Source organism: Shinella yambaruensis, from assembly GCF_022899355.1.
Taxonomy (GTDB): domain Bacteria; phylum Pseudomonadota; class Alphaproteobacteria; order Rhizobiales; family Rhizobiaceae; genus Shinella; species Shinella yambaruensis.
Genome location: NZ_JALJCK010000002.1, coordinates 540552 through 553373, shown reverse-complemented (window position 1 = coordinate 553373; position 12822 = coordinate 540552). Strand labels below are relative to the sequence as shown.

Genomic DNA, 12822 nt, shown 5'->3' with positions numbered 1-12822 from the left:
TCCTCTCCATGGATGGTCACGTTGCAACTCCTGCTGCCATGTCCCGGGACGCCGTGAGCCGCCGCCACAGCGGCGTCATGGCCTCGCCGATGTCCCTGTAGAGGGCGTAGCGCCGGTCGTAATGGGCCGACAGCGCGCCGTTCGGCCTGTAGTGCCGGTCGGTCCGCACCATGGCATTGGCGCCGTCCGTGAAATCGGAAAAGAGGCCGACCCCGGTGCCTGCCGCGATCGCCGCGCCGAGCGCGCCCGTCTCGTGCGAGACGGCGACGGAGACTGGCACGCCGAGCACGTCGGCGAAGATCTGCGGCCAGAACCTGCTGCGCGCGCCGCCGCCGGAAAGGACCGCCTCCTCGAAGGTCGCGCCGGCCTTGCGGATCGCCTCGACATGCTGGCGGTGGCCGAAGGCGACGCCTTCGAGCAGCGCGCGGACCAGATGCCCCCTGGTGTGCCAGCCGGCAATGCCGTAGAAGCCCGCCCGCGCATGGCCGTCCTGCTGGGCGCCGTAGAGATAGGGGTGGTAGAGCGGATCGTCCGCCGCGGGCTCCACCGCCGCGGCATGCGCGCAGCACGCGTCGAAGGGCGAGATGTCCGCCGCGTGGTCACCCTCGAAGAACTCCCGCACCAGCCATTCGAGATTGGCCGCCGAGGTGGCGCTGTTTTCCATCGCCATGTAGCGGGTCCGGTCGAAGGTCGAGGACATGAAGACGGGACCGTCGAGATCCGGGCCTTCGATGACGACCTGGTTGATGCTCCAGGTGCCGGCGATGATCGAGGCGCTGCCGGTGCGCGAGACGCCCGAACCGAGCGCCGAGGCGACGACGTCGAAGAGCCCGCCGATGACGGGCGTGCCGGCGGCAAGGCCGGTCTCCTCCGCCACCGCCGCCGTCACCCGCCCGGCAATGTCGGCGCTTTCGATGAGCGGCGGCAGGAGATCCATGCAGTCGCCGAGGCCATAGGCCTCCATCAGCGCCCGGTCGTAGCGGCGGGCCGCAAGGTCGATGAGGCCGGCGCCGGACATGTCGGAGACCTCGCTGACGCGCTGGCCCGTCAGGCGGTTGACGACGAAATCCTTGGAGAAGAACACCGTGCCGATGCGCTGGAAGAGCTCCGGCCTGTAACGCTTCAGCCAGGCGAGCAGGGTCGGCGTCTGCGACGGCCAGGGGCGCTGGCGGGCGATCGGATAGGTCCGTTCGCCGACGCCCTCGGCCAGCCACGCCTCGACGAGGCCGGTCGCCCGCGTGTCGAGCGACTGGATGCCGATGAGCGGCTCGCCCGCCCGGTCGAGCGCATAGAGCCCGTTGCCGTGGCCGGCGCAGCCGATGGCGGCGATGTCGCCGGCCGCAATGCCCGCCTTGTCGAGGCAGGTGCGGATGACGTGCCGCGCATTGGCCCAGAGTTCGCCGAGATCGCGCTCGACATGGCCGGGGCTCGGCATGCGGCTATGGCCCTCCTCGCCCGCATGCGCCAGCTCCCGGCCCGTCCGGTCGAAGATCACCGCCTTGATCACGGTGTTTCCGGCATCGAGCCCCAACAGATAATCCGTCATGCTGAACCCCTCCCAAGGTTCGTTTCACCCTATCCCTGCCGGTAGAGCGCGAAAGCCTCTTCGCCGCTCGCATCCGCATGGATGATCGCCATCAGGCCCCGCACCACGGCGCTCGGATTGGCGTGCTGGTAGATGTTGCGTCCATAGACCATGCCCACGGCACCCTGCCGCATCAAGGCCGCGGACTTGTCGAAGACCGCGCGAAGGTCCTCCTTGCCGCCGCCGCGCACGAGGACCGGGCAGCGCGCCGCCTCGACGACGCGGTGGAAATCCTCCGCATTGGTGGTCGGGTCCGCCTTGACGATATCGGCGCCCATCTCGCGGGCAAGCCGCGTCAGGGTGACGATCTTCTCCGCATCGCCATCGACCATGTAGCCGCCGCGCTCCGTGACGGGCTGCATGACGAGCGGCTCGATCATCAGCGGCATGCCGTATTTCTCGCAATCCGCCCGGACGCGCGCGATGTTCTGCACGCACTGGCGGAAGAGGTCGGGCTCGTCCGGCAGCATGAAGAGGTTCACCACCACGCAGGCCGCATCCATCTCCAGCGCGCCGATGAGCGGTTCCGCCTCATTCTGCAGCACGGCCCACATGTCGCGATGGCGGATGCGGTTATAGGGATTGCCCATGTCGATGCGCATGACGAGGGCGGGCTTGTCCTTGCCGGGAAGCCCCTGCAACAGGTCGGCCTGACCGTAGTTCATCTGGATCGCGTCGGGCCTCGCCTCGACCAGCGCCTTCACCACGGCCGGCATGTCCTCCAGCCCGTCGAGGAAGGACGGCTCATTGCATACGCCGTGATCGATCGCCACGTCCAGGCAACGACCGTTGCCGAACAGCCGGTTCATCCGGACCTTGCGGTTGTCTCGCATACATCACTCCTTTGTTCGTTCCGTGCGGAAAGGGTTTCCTCCGCGACGCCGTGGCGCTCGCGCAGGAGGGTCAGAAAACGGCATCGCTCCTCGGCCCTGCGCGCCGCGGGCCAGCCTTTTTCGGCAGCCAGCACGTCGAGTGCGGCCTCCATCATGGCGAGCGAGAGCTCGCCGGTAATGGCAAGCGCGGTGCGGCGCAGGAGCAAATCGTCCAGATGCTCGACCGCTTCGCAGCGGATAAGGCAGAGAAGTTCGCGGGCGCTGTAGGCCGGATGGGGCATGGCGTGATCCGGCCCGGCGGCGATGAAAAGGGCGATGTCGCGCGCATCCGTGCCGTAGCGGGCAAACAGCGTCGCGGCCCGTTCCAGGGAAAGGCCCGTCGAGGCCGAGAGCGCCCGTGCCCAGCCGTCGCCGTCCTCCGGATAGTCCCGCCCGCCGCCGAGCGGGCGGTCCGCCGTGTCGATGCGACGCGGCAGGCCGAGCCGGTCGAGCGCCATGTCGGCGGACAGTTCGCCGAAGGAGCGGAACGTCGTCCATTTGCCGCCGATCATGCACAGCACCGGCGGCCCGCCGTCGCGCCCTTCGAGAACAGTGCAGAAATGGTCGCGCGGAATGCGGCCGGTAAAACTGTCCTTGCTCGCCGGCAACGGCCGCACGCCGGAAAACTGGAAGACGATCTCCTCCGGGCGGATGCGGATGCCGGGCAGCACAAAGGCGAGCGATTGCAGGATGTAGTCCCGCTCGTCCGCCTCGCAGCGCACCGTGCCGGGATCGTCGACGCGGATATCCGTCGAGCCGACCAGCACCTTGCCGAGATAGGGGAAGAGGATGCAGATGCGCCCGTCCTCGTTCTCGTAATAGATCATGTGGCCGTCGAGCATGTCGCGCAGCGCGGGATTGTCGATGATGAGATGCGAGCCCTTGGTGCCGCCCATCAGCGGTTCGGGCCTGCTGTCCGCAGGAAAGAGGCTGGCATTGGCGATGTCGACCCAGCCGCCGGTCGCGTTGACGATGAGCCGCGGCTGAAGAGCGAGCGCCTCGCCGGTGAGGCCGTCGTGCAGCCTGTAGCGCCCGCCGCCGGCCGCCTCGATCGTCGCATAGTTGAGCGCCCGGGCCTGCTTTCCGCCGGAAAGGCCGTCACGCAGCACCTCGATGCCGAGGCGCTCGGGATGGCTGACCCAGGCGTCGTAATAGGTCGCCGAATTGCGGATCGCCGGGTTGAGCGCCGGCCATTTTTCGAGTGTCGCGCTACGGCTGCGGAAATGGTGCTTCGGCATCAGCGCTCGCTTGCGCGTCAGGAAATCATAGATGCCGAGCCCCGCCTTGATGGCGATCGCGCCGCGGCGGCTGGGGCGGCGGGTGAGGCCGAGGAAGCGGACGACGCCGTTGGCAAGGCCGGAGAAGATGTCGAAGATCGGCACCGCGGTCGGCAGCGGCGCGACATAGTGCGGCGCATTGCGCAAGAGACGGTCGCGTTCGACGAGGGATTCCCTGACGAGGCTGAACTCGCCGTTTTCGAGATAGCGCAGACCCCCGTGCACCATGCGCGAAAGGGCGGCGCTCGCACCGGAACAATAGTCGGCCTTCTCGACGAGGAGCACGTCGACGCCCTGCAGCGCCAGCTCGCGGAAGACGCTGAGCCCGTTGATGCCGCCGCCGAGGACGCATACGTCCACCTTCGGGCTCCGGCGCAGCCCGTCCAATGTCTGTTTCCGGTTCATGATGGCAGTCCGTTATCCGTCCATGGAGACGAGGTGCGCCGTAATGGCGGTGTCGATGGCCGCCAGATCGTCCGTCGCAAGCCGCAGCGTGCCGGCCCGCGCATTGTCGAGCGCCTGCGCCGGGTTCCTCGCGCCGCAGAGCGCGAAGGTCACGCCTTCCTGCGCCAGCGTCCAGGCGATCACGACCTGGGCGATGCTCGCGCCATGGCGCTCGGCGACGGGGCGGATCGCGTCGGAAAAGGCCTTCGCCTTCTGCCGGTTGGCGACGGAGAAGCGCGGATTGTCCTTGCGCTGGTCGTCGCCGGAGAACACGCGATCCGGGCCGATCGTGCCGGAGAGCAGGCCGAGCGCCAGCGAGGAATAGCTGAGCGTCGCCACGCCGTTTCGAACGGTGAGCGGCAGCAGGTCCGCCTCGATCTTGCGATCGATCATGCTGAACCGCTCCTGGATCGCGTCGAGCGATCCGGTCTCAATGTACTGTTCGAGCTCCGACCGGTTGACATTGCTCGCGCCGATGGCGCGGATCTTGCCGGCCGTCTTCAGCTCTTCCAGCGCCGCGACCGTCTCGGCGATCGGCGTCGTCGCGTCTGGCCAGTGGGTGATGTAGAGGTCGATATAGTCCGTGCCGAGCCGGCGCAGGCTCTCCTCCACCTCGTGGACGATCGCGTCCCGGCCGAGATAGCGATGGACCGGCCTGCCGTCCTGGTCGAAGAAGTGGCTGCCCTTCTGCGTGTGCCAGACGAGGCCGCATTTCGTGGCGATGATGGCCTTGTCGCGGCGCCCGGCGATGGCCTTGCCGACGATCTCCTCCGCGCGGCCGAGGCCATAGGCGGGCGCCGTGTCGATGAGTGTCACGCCGGCGTCGAGCGAGGCCTCTATGGCGGCGATGGATTGCGCCTCGTCCGTGCCGCCCCACATCCAGCCGCCGATCGCCCAGGTGCCGAGGCCGACGGCCGCGGCCTTGACGCCGGAGCGCCCGACGTCGCGGATCAATTGTTCGCCGCTCATGCGGAAATCCCTTCTTCGGATGCCAGTTCAAGAATGCGCGCGCCGGTCGCCTCGTCGGTGACGAGCGTGTCGAGATGATCGCCGCGCAGGACGCTGAGGATGGAGCCGGCCTTGTTGAAGCCGCTCGCGACGCCGATCTTCGTCGGGATCGAGGCGAATTCCGGAAGCGTCAGCGAGACCAGCGCACGGTTGAGGCTGTAGTCGCAGAGCCTGCCTTCGCCATCCAGAAGATGGGCGAGAAGCTCCGAACTCGCGCCGGAACGCTCGATGGCCTTGCGGTCCTCGCTCGACGAGGGGTGCAGGTCGTAATAGGTCGAGTCCGGGCTGAGGATCGAGCCGATGCCGACGACGGCCACCTTCGCCTCGCGCGCCCTCTGGAAGACGTCGGCGACGGAACGCATGTTCATCAGCATCTCCCGCTGCTCGGCATCGTCGGCGAAGAGCGGCGCGTGGATCTGGTAGGAGCGTCCGCCGAGCCGTTCGGCCATCAGCGTCGAGACATGGTTGACGTCCGTATAGTGTTTTCCCTGCACGCAGCCCGTCGCGGGGATGACCTCGACATCAAAGCGGCGCGGCGCCTGCAGGCCGGCGACGACGGCGCTGACCCCCTTGCCGCCGGTGATGCAGATCGTGTCCCCGTCGGCAATCTCTTCGAGCAGCAGGCGGGCGGCGGCCTCCCCCACCGCCTGCAAGGCGGTCTGCGGATTGTCGGAGACGGTCGGCACCACGACGGCGCGGCTGATGCCGCCGAGCGCCAGAAGCCGCTCCTCCATGTCGACCAGCGGCTCGACCGGCGACTTGATCTTGATCTCGACGAGGCCGAGCTGGCGGCCGCGCTTGATGAGGCGGTTGACGGTGGCGTGCGACAGGCCGAGCCGGTCGGCTATCTGCGCCTGCGTCAGGCCTTCCAGGAAGTGCAGCACGAGCGCCTGGTGCATCTGGCGGGCGATGACGATCTCTTCGCGCGGCGCCGTGGTCTTGGGTTTCAACTTGGCGATCGGCATGTCAGGCGGCCTTCCGCTTGTGCAGGAAATGATCGATCGAGACGGCGGCGAGCAGGATGCAGCCCTTGATCATGTCCTGCCAGTAGACCGAGACATTGAGCAGGATCAGCGAAGAGGTGACGACCGAGAGCAGCGCGATGCCGAGGATGGCGCCGAGGATGGTGCCCGAACCGCCATTGAGCGAGGCCCCGCCGATCACCGCTGCCGCGATGATGTTGAGCTCCATGCCGACGCCGAAGGTGGGGGTCGCCGCGCCAAAGCGGGACATGTAGATGACGCCTGCGACACCGGCGAGCGTCGAGCACAGCACCGTCACCCAGAACTTCACCTGGTTGGTCTTGATACCGGAATAGAGCGCGGCCTTCTCGTTGCTGCCGGTGTAGAAGACCTTGCGGAAGGCGGTCGCCCGGCGCAGCAGGAAATCGAACAGGATGACGACGGCGACGAAGATCAGGATGACATAGGGCACGCCGTAAAAGGTGCCCTGCCCCACCGCCTTGAAGCCGGCCGGCAGCGTGAAGAGCGAGAGCGGCGTGCCCTTGGTGATGATGAGGCAGAGGCCGCGCACGATCACCATGGCTGCCAGCGACGTGATGAAGTGGTTGAGGCCGACGACCGTCACGAAAAAGCCCATGGCGGCGCCGATGGCGCTCGAGGCGAGGATGCCGACCAGCGAGGCCGTCCACGGATCGAGCCCGGCCAGGAACAGCGAGCCGGACAGCACCATCGCGAAGCAGACGACGGAGCCGACCGCAAGGTCGATGCCGCCGACGATCAGGAGGATCGTCATGCCGACGACGACGATGCCTTCCACCGAGAAGCTCATCAGCATGGCGCGGAAATTGCCGAGCGTCAGGAAGTGCGGCGAGGCGAAGCTCATGATCACGCAGAGCGCGAGGATGATCGCGATCAGCCCGGCCTCGCGCATGGTGCCGATGCGCCTGAAGGACGATGTCTTCGGCGTGCCCGCCGCCATCGTGTCGATTGCCATTCCCGTCTCTCCCAGTTTCTTCTCACGCGGCATGGTTTGCCGCCCTTGCCGTGCCCAGGCCCGAAGCGAGCCGGATCACGGCCTCCTCCGTCATCTCCTTTGCGCCGAGTTCCCCCGCGATGCGTCCCTCCCGGACGACGAGCACGCGGTCGCAGAGCCCGAGCAGCTCCGGCATTTCCGAGGATATGACGACGATGCCGATGCCCGCGCGCGCAAGCTCGCGCAGCAGGCGGTGAATTTCGGTCTTCGCGCCGACATCGATGCCGCGCGTCGGCTCGTCCATCAGGATGACCTTCGGCTTGACCGCGAGCTGCTTGGCGATGGCCACCTTCTGCTGGTTGCCGCCGGAGAGCGATTTTACCGGCGCGTCGATGCCGCCCATGCGCACGGCGAGGCGCTTCGCAAAGTCCTCCGCCAGCGCCGCCTCGGCGCGGCGGTCGAGCAGGCCGAGCGGACCCGTCAGCGATTTCAGGTCCAGGACGGAGATGTTCTGCGCGATGGAAAGGTCGAGGAAAACGCCCGATCCCTTGCGGTCCTCGGAGAGGTAAACGATGCCGGCCTTCACCGCATCCGCATAGGCGCGGATCGCCTGCGCCGCGCCATGCAGGCGCACCGTGCCGGCGGTGTGCGGCCGCAGCCCGCAGATACCCTCGGCGATCTCCGTACGGCCGGAGCCGATGAGGCCGCCGATGCCGAGGATCTCGCCCTTGCGCAGGGTGAAACCGACGGCGTGGAAACGGTCGCCGTCACCGAGGTCATCGACTTCGAGGATGGTCGCGCCCGGCTCCGTATCGAGCTTGTCCGGATAGAGCTGGGTGATCTCGCGTCCCACCATGCGGCGCACGACGTCATCCGGCGTGATGTCGGCGATGCGGTCGGTACAGACATAGCGCCCGTCGCGGAAAACGGTCACGCGGTCGCAGAGCGAGAAAATCTCGGCCATGCGGTGGCTGATATAGATGATCGAGATACCGTTCGCCTTGAGGTCGCGGATGATGGAGAAGAGCTGCTGCGCCTCGGTTTCGGTGAGCGCGGCAGTGGGCTCGTCGAGGATCAGCACGCGGCAGTCGAGCGTCAGCGCCTTGGCGATCTCGACGAGCTGCTGGCTGGAAATCGGCAGGTCCGCCACCTTGCGGCGGACGTCGATGGCGGCAAGGCGGTTCATCACGGCCTGCGCGTCGCGCTCCAGGGCGCGGTAATTCATGAAGGGCGAGCGACGACGGTTGGTGGCGGCCATGAACATGTTTTCCGCCACGCTCGCATCCGGGCAGAGCGCGATTTCCTGGTGGACGAGGCCGATGCCGAGCGCCTGGGCGGCGGCAGGGGATGCGATGCGCACGGCCTTGCCGTCGACGCGGATCTCGCCCTCGGTCGGCTGCAGGACGCCGGCGATGATGTTCATCAGCGTCGACTTGCCGGCACCGTTCTCGCCGCAGAGCGCATGGACCTCGCCGCGTTCCAGCGTGAAGTCGACCTCGGTCAACGCCTTCACCGCCCCGAAATGCTTGGTCACGCCATGAATGGTGAGCACCGGCTCCGCCATCGTCTTTCCTTCCAGATCGTCGTCCATAGCTTCCCCCCTCTGCCCTGCCGGGCATCTCCCCCTCAAGGGGGGAGATCAGATGGGGGGAAGCACTTCGCCCATCGTCGGCCGTTTCGATATGGGCACCGCCCTCCGTCTTGCCGATCTCCCCCCTTGAGGGGGAGATGCCCGGCAGGGCAGAGGGGGGCCACGGTGGAAGCGGCCAAAGGCATGAGCCGCCGATACTACTCCTCGATGCCCTTGGTGCCGCGACGCTTCAGGTACTTGTCCCAATAGAAATCGTCGGCGTTTTCCGCCGTCACGATGGACAGGCCGTTGTCGACGACCGGGATGCTCATCGGGTTGAAGCCCGAGCGCTTGGCGTCGTTCATCGGGTCGATCAGTTCCGGATGCTTGGCGAGCCACAGCAGCATGAAGCCCATATAGCCCTGCATGCCCTGGTTCGGGTTGATCGAGCCGAACACCTCGCCGGCCTTGATCATGTCGAGGATGTTGGCGTTGACGTCCGCGCACATGACGAGAACCTTGCCGCCGGCTTCCTTGTTGGCCTGCGCCGCGCCGATGGCGGAATTGGCTTCCGGCATGAAGACCGCGCCGAGATTCGGATTGGCCTGGATGATGCTGGAAAGACCCTGATAGGCCTTGGTCGGATCCTGGTTGGAGGCGGCGCGGCCGACCAGCTTCATGTCCGGCCACTTCTCCTCCATCCGGGCGATGAAGGCGGCGATGCGCTTGTCGTGGTTGTCCTGGCCCGGGTTCTCTAGGACCGCATATTCGCCCTTGCCGCCCATCTTCTCGGCGATCGCGTCGGCCGCATAGGTGCCTTCGCGGGTGTTGTCGGAGGTGATGAAGGACACGCGCTTGGAAAGCGGCGAGTCGGCGGCGAAGGTCACGACCGCCGTGCCCTGGTCGATGGCGCGGTTGATCGGCTCGATGAACGGGTCGGAGTTCATCGGGTGGACGAGAATGCCGGCCGGGTTCTGTGCCAGCGCCTGGTCGAAGGTGGCGATCTGCTTGTTGACGTCATATTCCGGCGTGCCGGTATATTCCGTCTCGCAGCCGAGCTGCTGGCCGGCCTGCTTGAACATCTCATAGACCGGGAACCAGTATTCGACGCCCGAGACCATGACATTCATGACGTATTTCTCGCCCGGCTTGCAGCGGAACGGGTTCTCCGTCTCAGCCGCCGCGGAACCGGCAAAAAGCGTCGTCGCAAGGACCGCCAACGCGGTCGTCGTCAGAAAAGTGCGCAAGTATCCTCCTCCGGGGCGAAAGCCCCTCCCAAAAGCCCGTGGGCGTCGTTCCGACGCCGCTATCTCGTGAAGACCGGAATTCCTCCTCGAAGTCCGGTATGGGCAGCTAATCGCAAAGCAAAGGAAGTGTCAATATAATTCAGACGATGAAATATATTTCATGCCTAAATCATGAAATCAAGCCCGACGGCTGAAATATCTTTCATCCCTTCGCGACGGCCGCCACCGACGCGGCAAAGACCGGATCGGCCATCAACGTCCGGCAGCGGGCAAAGCGCCCGTCCGCATAGGCCCGGAAATCGGCGGCCGGGTTGCCGTTCGCAAGCTGGATCAGCCCCCAGAGCGTCCAGAGCAGATCGCACATCGCCTTGTAGATGACGATCCGGCCACGCTCGGCCGGTTTCGGCTCGCCGCCGAAATAGGCGCGGATCATCGCCTCCTCCTGCTGCCGGTCGAACTCCGCCTCGACAGAGAGATCGCCGAGGTCCCACATCGGGTCGTTCATGCCGGAATATTCCCAGTCGACGATCCACATGCGATCCCCCGTATCGAGGAAGTTCTCGCAGAGCGGATCGCAATGGCAGGCGACGACGGGCAGCGGGTGGGCGGCGAGCGCGGCGTGCACCGTTTCCGCCTCGCGCAGCCCCTCGTGATAGCCTTCCGGCAGGGCGACATCCTTGGTGGAGAGCACGGCAAGGTACTCGTCGATCATGGCGAAGAGCTCGAAGCGCGCAGGGAAGATCGCGCCGCTGTCGTGCAGGCGCCGGAAGGCCTCGCCCGCCCGCGCCGGCGCGCCGGAAACGGCCTTGAAGCCCTCCGGCGTCATCGTCGTCGCGCCGGGAATGAAACGGGTGACCATCAATCCGGTCGCCGCATCCGCGTGAAAGACCTCCGGCCCCACGCCGACGCGCGCCGCTTCCCGCGCCGCAACGGCCTCGTTACCGCGGTCGATATATTCCTCCGTGCCTCTGCCGGGCACGCGCAGGCACCAGTCGCGGACGCGGAAGACGAGATTGGTGAGGCCGCCGAGCCGTTCCACCGGGCCGTCATAGCCTTCCAGAAGGGGAATTTTCGCGATTGCATCCAAGGCCTGCCGCTCTTCGCTCATGAACACCTCCTTTTGGCCGTCCGCGACGGTTTCACAGATTTCAGCCTTTCGCTATCATCATCAAAACATGAGGGAAGGCCATGGCAAACGGACATCATGAGGGTGCACTCGGCGCGGTCTACAATGCAAGCGGCACGGAGGAGGTCGCGGCCCTCTACGACGGCTGGGCGGAGACCTACGACGCCGACATGGCGAGCGCCGGCTACCGCCATCCATCGATCTGCCTCGCGCTCCTCGCGCGCCACCTGCCGCGCGGCGCCGCGCCCCTGCTCGATGCGGGCGCCGGCACCGGTCTCATCGGCGAATGGCTGGCGATCCTCGGCTATGCCCATGTCGAGGGCCTCGACATTTCCGACGGCATGCTCCAGCGGGCGGCGGCGAAGGCCGTCTATGCCGCCCTGCACCGCGCCGCCCTCGGCAATCCCCTGCCCTTCCCCGACGGGCACTTCGCCGGCATCGTCTCGGCCGGCGTGTTCACGTCGGGCCATGTCGGCGTCGAGGGCCTGCCGGAACTCATCCGCATCACGCGGCCGGGCGGCGTCCTCGTCCTGACGGTGAAGAACACGCTGTGGAACGACGGTTTTTCCGACCGGCTGGCGGCCCTGGAGCGCGAGGGCATCCTCGCGCGGACAGAGGAGACCGCGCCCTATGTCTCGATGCCCGGCGAGACGGGCACCGTGCCGAGCCGCGGCGTGGTGCTGAAGGTGCTGCGCCACGCCTGAGGCAGGGCCCCGGTCAGGCCGGCTGCACCTCGACCGTCACATGCGACAGCCCGCCGAGATGGGCAAGCCGCGCCTTGTAGTCGGACGGCGCCTGCGGGTGCGGGGACGAGAGCGAGACGATGGCCGCGTGATGGCCGGGGCCGACCTGCCAGACATGCAGGTCGGTGATGTGCTCGTCGCCGCGTTCCAGCACCGTGCGGATATCCTCCGCCAGCGCCCCGCCCTCCGGCACCGCGTCGATCAGCACGCCGCCCGCCTCGCGGATGAGGCTCCACGACCAGCGGACGATGACCAGTGCCCCGACGACGCCCATCACCGGATCGGCCCAGAGCCAGCCGTAGCTCCGGCCGAGCAGCAGTGCGACGATGGCAAGGATGGAGGTCAGCGCATCCGCCAGCACATGCAGGTAGGCGGCGCGAAGATTGTTGTCGCGCGCCGAATGCGGGTGGTCGTGCGCATGGTGGTGATCGTGGTCGTGGTGATGATCGTCATGGTGGTCATGATGATGGCCGCCATGGCCGTGACCGTGATGGCCGTGGTGGTGATGTGCGTGGTCGTCCCGCAGCAGCCAGGCGCTGGCAAGGTTGACCGCAAGGCCGGCGACGGCCACGGCGATCGCCTGGCCGAAATGGATCTCGACCGGATCGGCAAGGCGCAGGACGCTTTCCCAGCCGATGAGCAGGGCGATGAAGGCGAGGACGATGGCGCTGGCAAAGCCCGCGAGATCGCCGAGCTTGCCGGTGCCGAAGGTGAAGCGCGGATCGCGCGCATGGCGCCGCGCATAGGAATAGGCGAGCGCCGCGATCAGCATGGCGCCGGCATGGGTGGACATGTGCCAGCCGTCCGCCACCAGCGCCATCGAGCCGTAGATCGTGCCCGCGACGATTTCCGCCACCATCATGCCGGCGGTCAGCGCGATGACGAGCCAGACCCTGCGCTCGTTGCGGCTGTGGTCGGCGCCGAGGAAGACGTGGTCGTGGGTTGGCCTTGCCGTCGTATCGTTTGCCATTGGACTCCCTTTCGTTGCGGCAGGCGGGGCCGAATACCCCCGGCA

At 66.9% G+C, this 12822-nt stretch carries 11 protein-coding genes; 1 reads left to right on the top strand and 10 read right to left on the bottom strand.

Going from position 1 to position 12822, the window contains the following annotated elements; genetic code table 11:
• Positions 1–16: 16 nt before the first annotated feature.
• From MUU56_RS06500 to MUU56_RS06455, 9 genes are all read right to left on the bottom strand, one after another.
• A complete protein-coding gene (locus tag MUU56_RS06500) occupies positions 17–1546 on the bottom strand; it encodes an FGGY-family carbohydrate kinase (RefSeq protein WP_244766489.1) in 1530 nt (509 codons plus the stop codon).
• 29 nt (positions 1547–1575) lie between these two features.
• The gene (locus MUU56_RS06495; RefSeq protein WP_244766488.1) at positions 1576–2418 is read right to left on the bottom strand and encodes a class I fructose-bisphosphate aldolase; all 843 of its coding nucleotides are present in this window, start codon (positions 2416–2418) and stop codon (positions 1576–1578) included.
• On the bottom strand, positions 2391–4139 hold the full coding sequence (locus MUU56_RS06490; RefSeq protein WP_244766487.1) for a glycerol-3-phosphate dehydrogenase/oxidase: 1749 nt from the start codon (positions 4137–4139) through the stop codon (positions 2391–2393). Before MUU56_RS06490 ends, MUU56_RS06495 begins: the two co-directional genes overlap by 28 nt.
• Before the next feature lie 12 nt (positions 4140–4151).
• Positions 4152–5147, bottom strand: coding sequence for an aldo/keto reductase (locus MUU56_RS06485; RefSeq protein ID WP_244766486.1), 996 nt, complete (start codon positions 5145–5147; stop codon positions 4152–4154).
• Positions 5144–6151, bottom strand: coding sequence for a sugar-binding transcriptional regulator (locus MUU56_RS06480; protein WP_244766485.1), 1008 nt, complete (start codon positions 6149–6151; stop codon positions 5144–5146). The genes MUU56_RS06485 and MUU56_RS06480 overlap by 4 nt, the downstream gene beginning before the upstream one ends.
• Position 6152: 1 nt before the next feature.
• Positions 6153–7142, bottom strand: a complete 990-nt coding sequence (locus tag MUU56_RS06475; RefSeq protein ID WP_244766484.1) for an ABC transporter permease — start codon at positions 7140–7142, stop codon at positions 6153–6155.
• Between the two features lie 22 nt (positions 7143–7164).
• Positions 7165–8685 carry a sugar ABC transporter ATP-binding protein gene (locus tag MUU56_RS06470; RefSeq protein ID WP_244766655.1) on the bottom strand — a complete coding sequence of 507 codons (1521 nt, stop codon included), beginning with the start codon at positions 8683–8685 and terminating at the stop codon, positions 7165–7167.
• Between the two features lie 224 nt (positions 8686–8909).
• Positions 8910–9938, bottom strand: coding sequence for a substrate-binding domain-containing protein (locus tag MUU56_RS06460; RefSeq protein WP_133034068.1), 1029 nt, complete (start codon positions 9936–9938; stop codon positions 8910–8912).
• A gap of 202 nt (positions 9939–10140) precedes the next feature.
• Positions 10141–11046: a choline kinase family protein gene (locus MUU56_RS06455; RefSeq protein ID WP_244766483.1), complete on the bottom strand. Its 906-nt coding sequence runs from the start codon at positions 11044–11046 to the stop codon at positions 10141–10143.
• A gap of 80 nt (positions 11047–11126) precedes the next feature.
• On the opposite strand from MUU56_RS06455, the gene MUU56_RS06450 reads away from it, so the two are divergent.
• On the top strand, positions 11127–11768 hold the full coding sequence (locus MUU56_RS06450) for a class I SAM-dependent DNA methyltransferase (protein ID WP_244766482.1): 642 nt from the start codon (positions 11127–11129) through the stop codon (positions 11766–11768).
• A 13-nt stretch (positions 11769–11781) separates the two neighbouring features.
• On the opposite strand, the gene dmeF is transcribed toward MUU56_RS06450, so the two are convergent.
• Positions 11782–12777 (bottom strand): CDF family Co(II)/Ni(II) efflux transporter DmeF, encoded by a 996-nt coding sequence (gene dmeF, locus MUU56_RS06445; protein ID WP_244766481.1) that lies wholly within the window; start codon positions 12775–12777, stop codon positions 11782–11784.
• Positions 12778–12822: the final 45 nt, after the last annotated feature.

What these genes read in the sequence shown, in the direction of transcription:
- MUU56_RS06500 (WP_244766489.1), bottom strand. Translation starts at nt 1,546, where the DNA reads ATGACGGATTATCTGTTGGGGCTCGATGCCGGAAACACCGTGATCAAG.
- MUU56_RS06495 (WP_244766488.1), bottom strand. Translation starts at nt 2,418, where the DNA reads ATGCGAGACAACCGCAAGGTCCGGATGAACCGGCTGTTCGGCAACGGT.
- MUU56_RS06490 (WP_244766487.1), bottom strand. Translation starts at nt 4,139, where the DNA reads ATGAACCGGAAACAGACATTGGACGGGCTGCGCCGGAGCCCGAAGGTG.
- MUU56_RS06485 (WP_244766486.1), bottom strand. Translation starts at nt 5,147, where the DNA reads ATGAGCGGCGAACAATTGATCCGCGACGTCGGGCGCTCCGGCGTCAAG.
- MUU56_RS06480 (WP_244766485.1), bottom strand. Translation starts at nt 6,151, where the DNA reads ATGCCGATCGCCAAGTTGAAACCCAAGACCACGGCGCCGCGCGAAGAG.
- MUU56_RS06475 (WP_244766484.1), bottom strand. Translation starts at nt 7,142, where the DNA reads ATGGCAATCGACACGATGGCGGCGGGCACGCCGAAGACATCGTCCTTC.
- MUU56_RS06470 (WP_244766655.1), bottom strand. Translation starts at nt 8,685, where the DNA reads ATGGCGGAGCCGGTGCTCACCATTCATGGCGTGACCAAGCATTTCGGG.
- MUU56_RS06455 (WP_244766483.1), bottom strand. Translation starts at nt 11,046, where the DNA reads ATGAGCGAAGAGCGGCAGGCCTTGGATGCAATCGCGAAAATTCCCCTT.
- MUU56_RS06450 (WP_244766482.1), top strand. Translation starts at nt 11,127, where the DNA reads ATGGCAAACGGACATCATGAGGGTGCACTCGGCGCGGTCTACAATGCA.
- dmeF (WP_244766481.1), bottom strand. Translation starts at nt 12,777, where the DNA reads ATGGCAAACGATACGACGGCAAGGCCAACCCACGACCACGTCTTCCTC.